We start from the raw sequence: 15,783 nt of genomic DNA on the forward strand, positions 1-15,783 counted from the left end.
TGCCAGTTAAATTCCATTTCAATTAACGGCAAGGTAAATACGTACAGGCGAAGTCGCTATTTAGATTGCATGTGATAATTACTCTGCCAAAGTGATAAATAATCAATGATGAAATCCAAACTTAAATTGATACCAGTATTGGTATCGGTAATCTTGATAAACGGTTGTACCGTGCTTCCGGGCAGCAATATGTCTACGATGGGCAAAGATGTGATTAAACAGCAGGACGCTGATTTTGATATCGATCGCATGGTGAATGTTTATCCACTCACCCCACGGCTGGTAGAACAATTACGTCCTCGACCAAATGTTGCACAACCTAATATGTCGCTGGACCAGGAGATTGCCGGGTATCAGTACCGGGTTGGCCCGGGGGATGTCCTAAATGTGACCGTCTGGGACCATCCTGAACTCACCACCCCGGCCGGGCAGTACCGTAGTTCAAGCGATACCGGCAACTGGGTACAACCTGATGGCACGATGTTTTACCCCTACATCGGCAAAGTCAGCGTGGTAGGGAAAACGTTGGCAGAGATTCGTAGTGATATTACCGGGCGCTTAGCGAAGTACATTGCTGACCCGCAGGTGGACGTTAATATCGCCGCTTTCCGCTCGCAGAAGGCCTATGTCTCCGGGCAGGTGAACAAATCCGGTCAGCAGGCCATCACCAACGTGCCGCTTACCGTTCTCGATGCCATTAACGCCGCTGGCGGTCTCACCGAAGCGGCAGACTGGCGCAACGTTGTGCTGACTCATAAAGGGCAGGAGCAACGCATTTCACTGCAAGCACTGATGCAAAATGGCGACCTGAGCCAGAACCGACTGCTCTATCCTGGCGACATTCTGTTTGTCCCGCGTAATGACGATCTGAAAGTCTTCGTAATGGGAGAAGTGAAAAAACAGAGCACCCTCAAAATGGACTTCAGTGGCATGACGCTTACCGAAGCGCTGGGCAATGCCGAAGGTATTGACCTGACAACCTCCAATGCCAGCGGTATTTTCGTTATTCGACCATTGAAAGGCGAAGGCGGGAACAACGGCAAGATCGCCAATATCTATCAGCTTGATATGTCCGATGCGACGTCGCTGGTGATGGCAACATCATTCCGACTCCAGCCATACGATGTGGTGTACGTCACTACTGCGCCGGTTGCTCGCTGGAACCGTTTGATCAATCAGTTGCTGCCGACTATTAGCGGTGTTCGCTATATGACGGACACGGCCAGCGACCTTCACAACTGGTAATCGTCATGTTTAACAAAATCTTAGTTGTCTGTGTGGGGAACATTTGCCGTTCCCCGACGGCAGAGCGCTTGTTAAGGCAATTTCACCCGGCGTTGACGGTCTCTTCTGCCGGTCTTGGGGCGCTGGTGGGGAAAGGCGCGGATCCGTGCGCCATTAGCGTGGCACAGGCGCACAACCTGTCACTGGATAATCATTGTGCCCGGCAGATCTCGGGACGAATGTGCCGGGAGTATGACCTGATCCTGACCATGGAAAAGCGCCATATCTCTGCCCTGTGTGAAATGGTGCCGGAGATGCGCGGCAAAGTGATGCTTTTTGGTCACTGGGACAGCGAGCGCGAAATTCCCGATCCGTATCGTAAAAGCCGTGATGCGTTTGACGCGGTGTACACATTACTTGAACGGTCTGCCCGCCAATGGGCTCAGGCACTGAACGCAGAGCAGGGAAAACGATGACAGAAAAAGTTAAACAGTCTGCTGCGCCGGTAACGGGCAATGATGAAATCGATATTGGTCGTCTGGTCGCAACGGTGGTGGAAGCCCGCTGGTGGGTACTTGGCATTACCGCGGCTTTTGCATTGTGTGCCGCGGTCTACACGCTGTTCGCCACCCCCATCTATAGTGCGGACGCGCTGGTGCAAATTGAGCAAAATACTGGAGATTCACTGGTGCAGGATATTGGCTCGGCGTTGTCGAACAAACCCCCGGCCTCGGAAGCGGAAATTCAGCTCATTCAGTCACGACTGGTATTAGGGAAAACGGTAGACGATCTCAACCTCGATATCGGCGTGACCAAAGATACGTTCCCTATTTTTGGCGCGGGCTGGGACCGGCTGATGGGCCGTCAGAACGAAACGGTTAATGTGACTACCTTCACGCTGCCAAAGGCTATGAATGAACAGACCTTCACGCTCAATGTGCTGAATGACAAAAGCTATCAACTGGTGAGTGACGGGGGTTTTAGCGTTCGGGGGCAAGTCGGCAAGGTGTTGGAACACGATGGCGTGACGATGCTGGTTGAGGCGATTCATGCCAGCCCGGAGAGCCAATTTACCGTCAGCAAATTCTCCACGCTGGGCATGATAAACACCCTGCAAAATAACCTGATGGTGACGGAAACAGGCAAAGATACCGGTGTATTGAGCCTGACTTTTACCGGTGAAGACCGCGAGCAAATCCGCCAGATCCTCGACAGTATTACCCGTAACTATCTGCAACAAAACGTGGAACGTAAATCCGAAGAGGCCGCCAAAAGTCTGGCGTTTCTGGCCAGACAGTTGCCCGAAGTGCGTAGCCACCTGGATGTTGCTGAAAACAAGCTGAACGCCTTCCGTCAGGATAAAGACTCCGTGGATTTGCCGCTGGAAGCCAAAGCGGTGCTGGATTCGATGGTGAATATCGATGCTCAGCTTAATGAACTGACCTTCAAAGAAGCGGAGATTTCCAAGCTGTTCACCAAAGCGCATCCGGCGTACCGCACGCTGCTGGAAAAACGCCAGGCGCTGGAAGATGAGAAAAGTAAGCTGAACGGGCGTGTAACGGCGATGCCGAAAACACAGCAGGAAATTGTTCGCCTGACGCGTGATGTGGAGTCCGGTCAGCAGGTCTATATGCAGTTGCTGAACAAGCAACAGGAACTGAAGATTACCGAGGCCAGTACGGTCGGTGATGTGCGCATTGTCGATCCAGCGATTGCCCAGCCTGGCGTGCTGAAGCCGAAAACGGCGCTGATTATTCTCGGCAGTATCATTCTCGGTTTAATGCTTTCCGTGGTGGGCGTACTGCTGCGTTCTCTGTTTAATCGCGGTATTGAAAGCCCGCAGGCGCTGGAAGAGCATGGTATCAGCGTGTATGCCAGTATTCCGCTGTCTGAATGGCAAAAAGCGCGTGATAACGTTCAGACCATTAAAGGTGTGAAACGCTACAAGCAAAGCCAACTGCTGGCCGTGGGGAATCCGACGGATCTCGCCATCGAAGCGGTCCGCAGCCTGCGCACCAGCCTGCACTTTGCCATGATGCAGGCGCGCAACAACGTTTTGATGCTGACCGGCGTCAGCCCGTCGATCGGTAAAACGTTTGTCTGCGCCAACCTGGCGGCGGTCATCAGCCAGACCAACAAACGCGTGCTGTTGATCGACTGCGACATGCGCAAAGGCTATACCCACGAACTGCTGGGGACCAATAACGTCAACGGCCTGTCTGAGATCCTCATTGGCAAAGGGGATATCTCATCCAGCGCTAAACCGACATCGATTCCGCATTTTGATCTGATCCCTCGCGGTCAAATTCCTCCCAATCCTTCCGAACTGTTGATGAGCGAGCGCTTCGGTGAACTGATTGCCTGGGCCAGCTCGCACTATGACCTGGTGTTGATTGACACCCCACCAATTCTGGCGGTGACCGATGCGGCTATCGTAGGGCGCCACGTCGGCACCACGCTGATGGTAGCGCGTTATGCGGTCAACACGCTTAAAGAGGTGGAAACCAGCCTGGGCCGCTTCGAGCAAAATGGCATTCAGGTGAAAGGGGTGATCCTCAACTCGATCTTCCGCCGCGCCAGCGGGTATCAGGATTACGGCTACTACGAATACGAATACACGTCGGATTCGAAATAACTAACAGCAACGCATATCGAATGTAGGCCTGATAAGCGTAGTGCCATCAGGCAACTTTTTTTGGAAACGAAAATGACCACAGAAAACCCGCTAATTTCAATTTACATGCCAACCTGGAACCGCCAGCAGCTGGCCATTCGGGCGATTAAATCGGTGTTGCGCCAGGACTATCCTTACTGGGAGATGATCATTGTGGATGATTGCTCTTCCTCATATGAGCAGTTGCAGCAGTTTGTTGAGGAACTCAACGATCCGCGCGTGTCGTATACGCATAATTCCACCAACTCCGGGGCCTGCGCGGTGCGTAATCAGGCCATTATGCAGGCCAACGGGCAATACATTACGGGGATTGATGATGATGATGAATGGACGCCGAACCGACTGAGTGTATTTCTCAACTATCGCCATCATTTGGTCACGCGGGCGTTTCTGTATGCCAATGACTATGTCTGTGAGGGCGAAGTGTATTCGCAGCCGACCAGTCTGCCGCTCTATCCGAAGTCCGTTTATTCACGCCGCAGGTTTTATAAGCGCAACATCATTGGTAATCAGGTATTTACCTGGGCATGGCGGTTTAAAGCTTGTCTGTTCGATACCACGCTGAAAGCGGCGCAGGATTACGACATCTTCCTGCGCATGGTGGTGGCGTATGGCAAACCGTGGAAGGTCAAAGAGGCAACGCAGATCCTGCATGTGAATCACGGTGAGATGCGCATTACCTCATCGCCGAATAAATTCTCCGGCTACTTTCAGTTTTACCGCAAGCACAAAGGCAAATTTGACCGGGCTAGCAAGAAATATCAGCTGTTTACCCTCTATCAGATCCGCAATAAACGGATGAACTGGCGCACGCTACTGACGCTGCTTTCTGTTCGCAACAGTAAGCGTCTGGCCGACGGACTGCGAGGACGCTAATTATGCTGGAAGATTTACGCGTGAACGGCTGGAGTCTGCGCCCCTGCTGCATGGTGGTGGCCTATCGGATTGCCCATTTTTGCTCCGTCTGGCGTAAAAAAAACATCTTAAACAACCTGTGGGCCGCTCCGATACTGGTGATGTACCGCCTTATCACCGAATGCCTGTTTGGCTATGAAATTCAGGCTGCTGCATCAATCGGTCGTCGTTTCACCATCCATCATGGCTATGGGGTGGTTATCAATAAACACGTGGTTGTGGGGGATGATTTTACCCTACGTCACGGCGTCACCATCGGCAATCTTGGCACCAACGATTTGTCCTGCCCGGTAATCGGTAACAGCGTTGAGCTGGGGGCCAATGTCACTCTGCTTGGCGACGTTGCTATTGGCGATAACGTGACGATTGGTGCCGGGAGCGTCGTGGTGGATAGCGTTCCGGACAATGCGCTGGTCGTGGGCGAGAAGGCACGGGTGAAGGTAATAAAATGAAGATATTACAATTTAATGTGCGACTCGCAGAAGGTGGGGCGGCAGGCGTGGCGTTAGATTTGCATCTGAGGTCGCTGGAAAAAGGGCTGTCGTCGCGTTTTGTTTATGGCTATGGCAAAGGCGGTAAAAAAAGCGCCAGCCATGCGAAATACCCGCAGGTTATCAAATATACGCCGCGCCTGACGTCGGCGGCGAACATTGCGCTGTTTCGTTTCGCGAACCGCGACATGTTCGGCAATCTCGACAAGCTATATCGTACGGTTACCCGCACTAACGGCCCGCTGGTACTGCATTTTCATGTGTTGCACAGCTACTGGTTGAACCTGGAAGAGGTAGTCTCCTTTTGCCAAAAAGTGAAAGCGCATAAACCGGATATCACCTTCGTCTGGACGCTGCACGATCACTGGAGTGTGACCGGGCGCTGTGCCTTTACCGATGGCTGCGAAGGCTGGAAAACGGGCTGTCTGCAATGCCCAACGCTGAGCAACTATCCGCCGGTAAAAATCGATAAAGCCCATCAACAGTTGCCCGTTAAGCGGCAGATGTTTCGTGCGATGCTGGCGCTGGGTTGCCAGTTTATCTCGCCCAGTCAGCATGTGGCCGACGCCTTCAACAGCCTGTATGGCGCGGGACGCTGCCGCATTATCAATAATGGCATTGATGTGGCAACTGAAACCATTCTTGCCGAACTACCCGCGATGCCTGAGGAGAGCGGTCGGCCGAAAATTGCCGTGGTGGCTCATGACCTGCGCTATGACGGCAAAACCAGTCAGCAACTGGTGCGAGCTATTACCGCGCTCGGAGACAAAATTGAGTTGCATACCTTCGGCAAATTTTCGCCATTTGCGGGAGATAACGTCATCAATCACGGTTTTGAGAGCGATAAGCGCACGTTGATGAGTGCGCTTAATCAGATGGATGGACTGGTGTTCAGCTCCCGTGTCGATAACTACCCGCTGATTCTGTGCGAAGCGCTGTCCATCGGCGTACCGGTAATAGCCACGCACAGCGATGCCGCGCAGGAAGTGCTGGCTAAATCAGGTGGAAAAACGTTCAGCGAAGCTGAAGTGTTGCAACTGGTGCAGCTGAAAAAATCAGACATTGCGCAGGCGGTATTTGACACGTCGCTTGCCGCATTTAGCCAGCGCAGCCAGTTGGCATACAGTGGACAACAGATGCTGGAGGAATATGTCTCGTTCTATCAGAATCTGTAGCTATCTGGTGCTACCGCTGCTTTATCTGCTAGTAAACGTCAAACTCGCCCAGCTTGGCGAGAGCTTCCCGATAACTATAGTCACCTTTTTACCCGTTCTGCTGTTGCTGTTTATCGAGCGCATCAATATCAAAAAAATAATGATCGCGCTGGGCGTAGGGGGCGGACTGACGGCATTTAACTATCTGTTCGGTCAGTCACTGGATGCCAGCAAGTACGTGACGTCCGCCATGTTGTTTATCTATACCGTGGTGATTATTGGCATGGTATGGAGTATTCGCTTCAAATCCATTTCACCGCATAACTACATTAAAATCTTGCGCTTTTTCTGGCTGGTCGTGGGACTGGTGGTGGGGTTAGCTGCAGCTGAAATGGCACAGATAATTCTCAGCGGCGGCAGCAGTTTAATGGAAGTTATTTCGAAATATCTTATTTACAGTAACAGCTATGTTCTGAACTTTATTAAGTTTGGTGGGAAGCGAACCACCGCGCTCTATTTCGAACCGGCATTCTTCGCTCTGGCGTTAATCTCAATTTGGCTCAGTATCAAACAGTTTGGTATCAAAACACCTAAGTCCGATGCTATGATTCTGGTAGGGATAATATTATCGGGATCGTTTTCAGGAGTAATGACGTTTATTTTGTTTTACCTCCTGGAATGGGCGTTTCAGTACCTAAATAAGGATGCGATAAAAAAGAAGCTACCTCTGGCGATAATCTCATTGAGCGTGTTTTTAGTTGGTGTGATATTTGCTTTTCCGTACATCGCAACGCGGCTTGGTGATTTAGGAACTGAAGGTTCGTCATCGTATTATCGTATCGTAGGACCATTAGTGATGGTCGGTTATTCATTACTGAACGTTGATGGCGTAGTGAGATTTGGCTCACTTTATGAATACGTCGCGTCATTCGGAATTTTTAACGGTGCAGATGTCGGTAAAACAATAGACAATGGCTTGTATCTGCTGATTATTTATTTTTCATGGTTCGCGGTGATATTAGCCCTATGGTACATGGGGAAGGTCATGAAAATGATGATCAATGCGTTTGGCGATAATCAGAATTATCGGGTGCAGCTTTATCTTTTTACACCATTGTCACTGTTTTTTACAGGTTCAGTATTTAGTCCGGAATACGCATTTTTAATTGTGTGTCCGTTTATTTTGCGCAAGGCGCTGAATATCGCGAGGTAACTTACATGCTGCTCAGTATCATTACCGTCGCCTTTCGCAATCTGGAAGGGATCGTCAAAACTCACGCGTCGCTGGCACATCTGGCGCAAGCGGGTGATATCAGTTTTGAGTGGATTGTTGTTGATGGCGGCTCCTCGGATGGTACGTCGGCGTTTCTTGAAGGACTCAGTGGAGAACACCGGTTACGGTTTGTCAGCGAGCCGGATAACGGCATCTATGATGCGATGAACAAAGGCATCGCCATGGCGCGCGGGCGGTTTGCACTGTTCCTCAACTCCGGGGATATTCTGCATGCGAATGCGGCTTGTTTTATCCGCCAGCTAAAAATGCAGAGTGACCAAACTATGGTCATTGGCGATGCGTTGCTGGATTTCGGCAATGGCAACAAAATTAAGCGTCGGGCAAAACCGGGTTGGTATATTTATCACAGCCTGCCCGCCAGCCATCAGGCAATATTTTTTCCGCTCTCAGGACTGAATGTCTGGCATTATGATTTGCAATATAAAATATCGTCAGATTACGCGTTGGCAGCCAAATTATACAAGTCCGGTTACGCTTTTAAAAAGCTGCGCGGGCTGGTGTCGGAATTTTCTATGGGCGGAGTGTCAACGACGAATAATCTGGAATTGTGCCGGGATGCCAAAAAAGTACAGCGCCAGATATTACACATGCCAGGTTTTTGGACCGGATTGTCAGGATATTTGCGTCTGCGCACAACCGATAAAACAAAAACCTTATATGGAAAAACGTAAGGGCACAGTATGCAAGACTTAAGCGGATTTAAAGTGCCTGGAGGTTTTCGCGGCGGCGGCGCTATTAAAGTGCAATTATGGTGGGCGGTGCAAGCAACATTATTTCGCTGGTCTCCACAGGTCATGTATCGCTGGCGTGCATTTTTATTACGGATGTTTGGCGCAAAAATAGGAAAAAACGTAGTTATTCGGCCTTCAGTAAAAATTACTTATCCGTGGAAACTAACTCTGGGAGATTATGCCTGGGTGGGTGATGACGCGGTTTTATATACGTTAGGTGATATTACGATTGGGGCCCACGCAGTTATTTCGCAAAAAAGTTATTTATGCACTGGGAGTCATGATTATGCCAGCCAACATTTTGATATTAACGCCACACCGATAGTGGTTGGCGATAAATGCTGGCTGGCGACAGATGTCTTTGTCGCGCCTGGCGTAACGATTGGCGATGGCACCGTCGTCGGAGCACGAAGCAGCGTATTTAAATCGCTGCCAGCAAATGTCATTTGTCGGGGAAATCCCGCAGTAGTCACGCGCGAACGCGTCGAGAAAGTTACTCCCTGAGGGGATCACTGAAGAGGTTATAACATGTCAAAAGTCGCTCTCATTACTGGCGTAACCGGGCAGGATGGTTCTTACCTGGCAGAACTCCTGCTGGAAAAAGGGTACGAAGTACACGGTATTAAGCGTCGCGCTTCATCATTCAACACCGAACGTGTGGACCACATCTACCAGGATCCGCATTCAGGCAATCCCAAATTTCATCTGCACTATGGCGATTTGACGGACTCCTCCAATCTGACCCGTATTTTACAGGAAGTCCAACCGGATGAAGTCTATAACCTGGGTGCCATGAGCCACGTTGCGGTGTCGTTTGATTCACCGGAATACACCGCAGACGTTGATGCGATCGGCACCTTGCGTTTGCTGGAGGCAATTCGCTTCCTTGGTCTGGAGAAAAAGACCCGTTTTTATCAGGCGTCCACCTCTGAGCTGTACGGTCTGGTTCAGGAAATCCCGCAGAAAGAGAGCACGCCGTTCTATCCGCGTTCACCGTATGCCGTTGCTAAGCTGTATGCCTACTGGATAACCGTCAACTACCGTGAGTCTTACGGGATGTATGCCTGTAACGGCATTCTGTTTAACCACGAGTCTCCGCGCCGTGGCGAAACCTTTGTCACTCGCAAAATTACCCGGGCGATCGCCAACATCGCTCAGGGGCTGGAGTCTTGCCTGTACCTGGGCAACATGGATTCACTGCGCGACTGGGGGCATGCCAAAGATTACGTCAGGATGCAGTGGATGATGCTGCAGCAGGATAAGCCGGAAGATTTCGTGATTGCCACCGGCGTGCAGTATTCCGTGCGCCAGTTTGTAGAAATGGCGGCTGCTCAGCTGGGGATTAAATTGCGCTTTGAAGGTGAGGGCGTGAATGAAAAAGGCATCGTGGTTTCCGTGACCGGACATGATGCGCCGGGCGTGAAGCCAGGCGATGTCATGATTGCCGTTGACCCGCGCTACTTCCGTCCGGCTGAGGTGGAAACGCTGCTGGGCGATCCGGCCAAAGCACATGAAAAACTGGGCTGGAAACCGGAAATCACGCTGCGCCAGATGATCTCGGAAATGGTTGCTAACGATCTTGATGCGGCGAAGAAACATTCCCTGCTTAAGTCGCACGGTTACGAGGTTGCCATCGCGCTGGAGTACTGAGGATGAAGGCACAACGTATTTTTGTGGCGGGCCATCGCGGGATGGTGGGGTCCGCCATCGTCAGACAATTGTCGCAGCGAAATAATGTGGAGCTGGTGCTGCGTACCCGCGACCAGCTTAATCTGCTGGACGCCAGTGCGGTGCAGGCGTTTTTTGCCGCTGAACGTATTGACCAGGTTTATCTGGCGGCGGCAAAAGTAGGAGGGATTGTGGCAAACAATACTTATCCTGCTGATTTTATTTATGAAAATATGATGATTGAGAGCAACATTATTCATGCTGCACATCTGCATAACGTGAATAAACTGTTGTTTCTCGGGTCATCCTGTATTTATCCCAAGCAAGCTACCCAGCCAATCGCCGAGAGTGAACTGTTGCAGGGGACACTTGAACCGACCAATGAGCCGTATGCGATTGCCAAAATTGCCGGGATCAAGCTGTGTGAATCGTATAACCGACAGTATGGCCGTGATTATCGCTCGGTGATGCCGACCAATCTGTATGGGCCGCATGACAACTTTCATCCGAGTAATTCGCATGTGATCCCGGCGCTGCTGCGCCGCTTTCATGAAGCTCGCGGGCAAAATGCGCCGGATGTGGTGGTATGGGGCAGCGGGACGCCAATGCGTGAATTTCTTCATGTCGACGATATGGCGGCGGCCAGTATCCACGTGATGGAGCTGGCTCAGGAAGTGTTGCAGGAATATACCCAGCCGATGCTGTCGCATATCAACGTGGGGACCGGCGTGGACTGCACCATCCGTGAACTGGCGCAGACTATTGCGGAGGTCGTGGGCTACAAGGGGCGCGTGGTGTTTGACGCCAGCAAACCGGACGGCACACCGCGCAAATTGCTCGACGTTACGCGTCTGCATCAGTTGGGCTGGTATCACGAGATATCTCTGCAAGCGGGGCTTGCCAGTACATATCAGTGGTTCCTTGAAAACCAGCAGCGTTACCGGGGGTAAGCATGTTTTTACGTCATGAGGATTTTGCCACCGTTGTACGTTCAACTCCGCTGATTTCCATCGATTTGATCGTGGAAAACGCCCACGGTGAATTTCTGCTTGGCAAGCGCCTCAATCGTCCTGCGCAGGGGTACTGGTTTGTGCCCGGCGGTCGGGTGCAAAAAGATGAACCGCTGCACGCGGCCTTTGAGCGGCTTACTGAAGCTGAGCTGGGGTTACGTTTACCGCTGTCCGCTGCGCAGTTTTACGGTGTCTGGCAGCACTTCTATGACGACAACTTTTCCGGGGAAGATTTCTCAACGCATTACATCGTGCTGGGATTTCGTCTGCGGGTGTCGGAAAACGACCTGCAACTGCCTGACGTTCAACATGACGCGTACCGCTGGCTGGCAATTGAAGAGATTCTGGCCAGTGACCACGTGCACGACAACAGCCGGGCTTACTTCTGTGAGAAGAGTCAGGCCGGAGCACCCGGGCTATGAAGATCCTTGTGTATGGCATCAACTATTCGCCGGAGTTGACCGGTATCGGTAAATACACCGGTGAAATGGTGGAGTGGATGGCGCAACAGGGGCATGACGTACGGGTGATCACCGCGCCGCCTTATTATCCGCAGTGGAAAGTCAACGGTCGCTATTCATCCTGGCGCTACCGTCGTGAAGAGGGCGATGCCATCGTCTGGCGTTGCCCGCTGTATGTGCCTGAGCAGCCCTCCACGCTCAAGCGTCTACTGCATTTAGGCAGTTTCGCCCTGAGCAGTTTCTTTCCGCTGCTGGCGCAGCGCCGCTGGAAGCCGGATCGCATCATTGGGGTAGTGCCGACGCTGTTTTGTACGCCGGGAATGCGCCTGCTGGCGAAGCTGTCCGGGGCGCGCACGCTGCTGCATATTCAGGATTACGAAGTTGATGCCATGTTGGGACTTGGCATGGCGGGCAAAGGCAAGCGCGGTATGGTGGCAAAACTGGCCAGCGCCTTTGAGCGCAGTGGGCTGTTGAATATGGATCATATTTCGACCATTTCTCGCTCAATGATGAACAAAGCACAGGAAAAGGGCGTTGATGCACAGAAGGTTATTTTCTTTCCGAACTGGTCAGAAGTAGCGCGTTTTCGCGATGTGGACGCCGCTGATGCTCTGGCGTTGCGCCAGCAGCTGGGCTTGCCTGATGAAAAAAAAATCATTCTCTACTCGGGCAATATCGGTGAAAAGCAAGGGCTGGAGAGTGTGATCGACGCAGCGGCCCTGTTGAGCGAGCGGCCCTGGCTGTTTGTGATTGTCGGGCAGGGCGGGGGTAAAGCGCGGCTGGAGAGTATGGCCAGCGAACGCGGCCTGAACAATGTGATGTTCTTTCCGCTGCAATCTTATGACGCGCTGCCTGCGCTGCTCAAGATGGCGGACTGTCATCTGGTGGTACAAAAGCGCGGTGCGGCGGATGCCGTACTGCCTTCCAAACTGACCAATATCCTCGCCGTTGGTGGTAACGCGGTGATTACCGCCGAGCCGGAAACCGAGCTGGGGCAGCTCTGTAACATTGTTCCAGGCATCGCAGTATGCGTGGAGCCGGAATCGGTAAACGCGCTGGTTTGCGGTATCCAACAAGCGTTGAGGATGCCAAAAGTCAATACGGTGGCACGTGACTATGCCGAACGCACGCTGGATAAAGATAACGTGCTTAGCCAATTTATTGCTGATATTCGGGGTTAATGATGAGTCAAAGCAAACTCTTTCCGGTAGTGATGGCCGGTGGCTCGGGTAGCCGTTTATGGCCTCTGTCCCGCGTATTGTATCCAAAGCAGTTCCTGTGCCTGAAAGGTGATCTCACCATGCTGCAGACAACGATCTGTCGTCTGAACGGTGTGGAGTGTGAAAGCCCGGTGGTTATCTGTAATGAACAACACCGTTTCATCGTCGCGGAACAGCTACGGCAACTGCACAAGCTGACTGAGAACATTATTCTCGAACCCGCCGGTCGTAACACGGCACCGGCGATAGCGCTGGCCGCACTGGCGGCAAAACGTCAGTGTCCGGGGGACGATCCGCTGCTGCTGGTATTGGCGGCCGATCACATGATTGCCGACGAAGAGGCTTTTCGCGAGGCGGTTCGCAATGCAATGCCCTATGCCAGGGCGGGTAAGCTGGTGACGTTTGGTATCGTGCCGGACCAGCCGGAAACGGGCTATGGCTATATCCGCCGTGGCGAGGTTTCGCCAACGAATACCGACGCCGTGGCGTTCGAAGTGGCGCAGTTTGTTGAAAAGCCCAATCTGGAAACCGCGCAGGCTTATGTGGCGAACGGCGATTACTACTGGAACAGCGGCATGTTCTTGTTCCGCGCCGGACGTTATCTGGAAGAACTGAAAAAATATCGCCCCGACATTCTTCAGGCCTGTGAGAATTCCATGAGTACGGTTGACCCCGATCTCGATTTTATCCGCGTTGATGAACAGGCGTTTCTCGCCTGTCCGGAAGAGTCTGTGGACTATGCGGTAATGGAACGTACGGCGGATGCGGTGGTAATGCCCATGAACGCAGGCTGGAGCGACGTTGGCTCCTGGTCATCGCTGTGGGAAATCAGCGCCCATACCGCCGAAGGCAATGTGCATCATGGCGACGTCATTAGCCACAAAACGGAGAACAGCTACGTGTATGCCGAATCTGGCCTGGTGACGACCGTCGGGGTGAAGGATCTGGTGGTGGTGCAGACCAAAGATGCGGTGCTGATCGCCGATCGCAACGCGGTGCAGGACGTCAAAAAAGTGGTGGAGCAAATTAAAGCTGACGGACGACATGAACACCATATTCACCGTGAAGTTTACCGTCCGTGGGGCAAGTACGACTCCATTGATGCCGGAGACCGTTACCAGGTGAAGCGAATTACCGTTAAACCAGGTGAGGGATTGTCCGTGCAGATGCATCATCACCGGGCTGAACACTGGGTGGTGGTGGCCGGTACCGCGAAAGTGACGATCAATGATGACATCAAACTGCTCGCTGAAAACGAGTCTGTCTATATTCCGCTTGGGGCGACCCATTGTCTGGAGAATCCCGGGAAAATCCCGCTCGATCTGATTGAAGTGCGCTCCGGATCTTACCTCGATGAGGATGATGTGGTGCGGTTTGCGGACAGATACGGGCGCGCCTGATGCAGGATGCGCCGCGCTTATGCGGCCTACAACAACGTAGGTGCGGTAAGCGAAGCGCACCGGGCAATGCATTTAACACTCATTAAAAAGGCTCATTAAGAGTCAGGGCCTCCTGTTGCCTGAAGAAGGGTAAATCATGACGAAATTAACCTGTTTCAAAGCCTACGATATTCGCGGCAGGCTGGGCGAAGAGCTGAATGAAGATATCGCGTGGCGTATTGGTCGCGCTTACGGTGAGTTCCTGAAGCCAAAAATGATTGTCCTCGGCGGTGATGTGCGCCTGACCAGCGAGACGCTGAAGCTGGCGCTGGCGAAAGGACTACAGGATGCGGGGGTGGATGTGCTGGATATTGGCATGTCGGGTACCGAAGAGATTTATTTCGCCACCTTCCACCTGGGTATTGACGGCGGTATTGAAGTGACAGCCAGCCATAATCCTATGGATTACAACGGCATGAAGCTGGTGCGGGAAGGGGCGCGGCCCATCAGCGGTGATACCGGTCTGCGCGACGTACAGCGTCTGGCGGAAGCCAACGACTTCCCGGCGGTTGATGAGACAAAACGTGGCCGCTACCAGCGTATTACTATCCGTGATGCCTACATTGACCACCTGCTGGGTTACATCAATCCCGCCAATCTGAAACCGATGAAGCTGGTGCTCAATTCCGGCAACGGCGCGGCAGGTCCGGTGGTTGACGCCATTGAAGCCCGTTTTAAAACATTGGGCGTGCCGGTCGAGTTCATCAAAATCCACAATACGCCGGATGGCAACTTCCCCAACGGTATTCCCAATCCTCTGCTGCCGGAATGCCGGGCTGACACGCGCAACGTGGTGATTGAACACGGCGCCGATATGGGGATTGCCTTCGACGGTGATTTTGACCGCTGCTTCCTGTTCGATGAAAAAGGTCAGTTCATTGAGGGCTACTACATTGTCGGCCTGCTGGCGGAGGCGTTTCTGGAGAAGAATCCGGGGGCGAAGATTATCCACGACCCGCGTCTGTCCTGGAACACAGTGGACGTGGTGACGGCGGCAGGCGGTAAACCGGTGATGTCAAAAACCGGACACGCGTTTATCAAAGAGCGGATGCGCCACGAAGATGCCGTCTACGGCGGTGAGATGAGTGCGCATCACTATTTCCGTGACTTTGCCTACTGTGACAGCGGAATGATCCCGTGGCTGCTGGTGGCTGAATTGCTTTGTCTGAAAGGACAGTCGCTGGGCGAACTGGTCCGCGACCGGATGGTGGCCTACCCGGCGAGTGGTGAAATAAACAGCACGCTGGCAGAGCCAGCGGCAGCGATTGCGCGCGTGGAGCAGCATTTTTCCCGTGAGGCGCTGACGGTAGACAGAACGGACGGTATCAGCATGTCGTTTGTCGACTGGCGCTTCAATTTACGCTCTTCCAATACCGAACCGGTGGTGCGCCTGAACGTGGAATCGCGCGGAGATATTCCGTTGATGGAAGCGCGAACGCGCACTCTTCTGGCGTTACTGAATAAGTAATGCTGGTGCTTCCTTTGCCCGATTCTGGGCAAAG

15 protein-coding genes are annotated in these 15,783 nt (G+C 52.5%); all 15 read left to right on the forward strand.

What is annotated here, in order from left to right; all coding sequences use genetic code 11:
- Nucleotides 1-105 precede the first annotated feature (105 nt).
- The 15 genes from OGV85_RS15405 (at nucleotide 106) to cpsG (ending at nucleotide 15,749) form a co-directional block, all read left to right on the forward strand.
- A complete protein-coding gene (locus tag OGV85_RS15405) occupies nucleotides 106-1,245 on the forward strand; it encodes a polysaccharide export protein (RefSeq protein WP_003036765.1) in 1,140 nt (379 codons plus the stop codon).
- A gap of 5 nt (nucleotides 1,246-1,250) precedes the next feature.
- The gene (wzb, locus tag OGV85_RS15410) at nucleotides 1,251-1,700 is read left to right on the forward strand and encodes a low molecular weight protein-tyrosine-phosphatase Wzb (protein WP_048218108.1); all 450 of its coding nucleotides are present in this window, start codon (nucleotides 1,251-1,253) and stop codon (nucleotides 1,698-1,700) included.
- A complete protein-coding gene (wzc, locus tag OGV85_RS15415) occupies nucleotides 1,697-3,859 on the forward strand; it encodes a tyrosine-protein kinase Wzc (protein ID WP_061547696.1) in 2,163 nt (720 codons plus the stop codon). The genes wzb and wzc overlap by 4 nt, the downstream gene beginning before the upstream one ends.
- A gap of 72 nt (nucleotides 3,860-3,931) precedes the next feature.
- Nucleotides 3,932-4,774 carry a colanic acid biosynthesis glycosyltransferase WcaA gene (wcaA, locus tag OGV85_RS15420; RefSeq protein ID WP_049014348.1) on the forward strand — a complete coding sequence of 281 codons (843 nt, stop codon included), beginning with the start codon at nucleotides 3,932-3,934 and terminating at the stop codon, nucleotides 4,772-4,774.
- Between the two features lie 2 nt (nucleotides 4,775-4,776).
- Nucleotides 4,777-5,265 carry a colanic acid biosynthesis acetyltransferase WcaB gene (gene wcaB / locus OGV85_RS15425; protein WP_003036758.1) on the forward strand — a complete coding sequence of 163 codons (489 nt, stop codon included), beginning with the start codon at nucleotides 4,777-4,779 and terminating at the stop codon, nucleotides 5,263-5,265.
- Nucleotides 5,262-6,479 carry a colanic acid biosynthesis glycosyltransferase WcaC gene (wcaC, locus tag OGV85_RS15430; protein ID WP_003036756.1) on the forward strand — a complete coding sequence of 406 codons (1,218 nt, stop codon included), beginning with the start codon at nucleotides 5,262-5,264 and terminating at the stop codon, nucleotides 6,477-6,479. The genes wcaB and wcaC overlap by 4 nt, the downstream gene beginning before the upstream one ends.
- Nucleotides 6,454-7,671: a colanic acid polymerase WcaD gene (gene wcaD / locus OGV85_RS15435; RefSeq protein ID WP_061547697.1), complete on the forward strand. Its 1,218-nt coding sequence runs from the start codon at nucleotides 6,454-6,456 to the stop codon at nucleotides 7,669-7,671. Before wcaC ends, wcaD begins: the two co-directional genes overlap by 26 nt.
- A gap of 5 nt (nucleotides 7,672-7,676) precedes the next feature.
- Entirely contained in the window at nucleotides 7,677-8,423 is a 747-nt protein-coding gene (wcaE, locus tag OGV85_RS15440; protein ID WP_048218101.1) for a colanic acid biosynthesis glycosyltransferase WcaE, read from the forward strand.
- 9 nt (nucleotides 8,424-8,432) lie between these two features.
- The gene (gene wcaF, locus OGV85_RS15445) at nucleotides 8,433-8,987 is read left to right on the forward strand and encodes a colanic acid biosynthesis acetyltransferase WcaF (protein ID WP_003036750.1); all 555 of its coding nucleotides are present in this window, start codon (nucleotides 8,433-8,435) and stop codon (nucleotides 8,985-8,987) included.
- Nucleotides 8,988-9,011: 24 nt separating this feature from the next.
- Entirely contained in the window at nucleotides 9,012-10,133 is a 1,122-nt protein-coding gene (gene gmd / locus OGV85_RS15450; protein WP_003036748.1) for a GDP-mannose 4,6-dehydratase, read from the forward strand.
- 2 nt (nucleotides 10,134-10,135) lie between these two features.
- Nucleotides 10,136-11,101 (forward strand): GDP-L-fucose synthase, encoded by a 966-nt coding sequence (gene fcl, locus OGV85_RS15455; RefSeq protein WP_061547698.1) that lies wholly within the window; start codon nucleotides 10,136-10,138, stop codon nucleotides 11,099-11,101.
- A 2-nt stretch (nucleotides 11,102-11,103) separates the two neighbouring features.
- On the forward strand, nucleotides 11,104-11,583 hold the full coding sequence (locus tag OGV85_RS15460; protein WP_016150604.1) for a GDP-mannose mannosyl hydrolase: 480 nt from the start codon (nucleotides 11,104-11,106) through the stop codon (nucleotides 11,581-11,583).
- Nucleotides 11,580-12,803 carry a colanic acid biosynthesis fucosyltransferase WcaI gene (gene wcaI / locus OGV85_RS15465; protein ID WP_003036742.1) on the forward strand — a complete coding sequence of 408 codons (1,224 nt, stop codon included), beginning with the start codon at nucleotides 11,580-11,582 and terminating at the stop codon, nucleotides 12,801-12,803. The genes OGV85_RS15460 and wcaI overlap by 4 nt, the downstream gene beginning before the upstream one ends.
- Nucleotides 12,804-12,805: 2 nt before the next feature.
- The gene (gene cpsB, locus OGV85_RS15470; RefSeq protein WP_061547699.1) at nucleotides 12,806-14,242 is read left to right on the forward strand and encodes a mannose-1-phosphate guanyltransferase; all 1,437 of its coding nucleotides are present in this window, start codon (nucleotides 12,806-12,808) and stop codon (nucleotides 14,240-14,242) included.
- Between the two features lie 136 nt (nucleotides 14,243-14,378).
- Nucleotides 14,379-15,749 carry a colanic acid biosynthesis phosphomannomutase CpsG gene (cpsG, locus tag OGV85_RS15475; protein ID WP_061547700.1) on the forward strand — a complete coding sequence of 457 codons (1,371 nt, stop codon included), beginning with the start codon at nucleotides 14,379-14,381 and terminating at the stop codon, nucleotides 15,747-15,749.
- The last annotated feature ends 34 nt before the right edge of the window (nucleotides 15,750-15,783 follow it).

The sequence above is a fragment of the Citrobacter sp. Cf132 genome (genome assembly GCF_030333885.1).
GTDB classification, from domain to species: Bacteria; Pseudomonadota; Gammaproteobacteria; order Enterobacterales; family Enterobacteriaceae; genus Citrobacter; species Citrobacter freundii.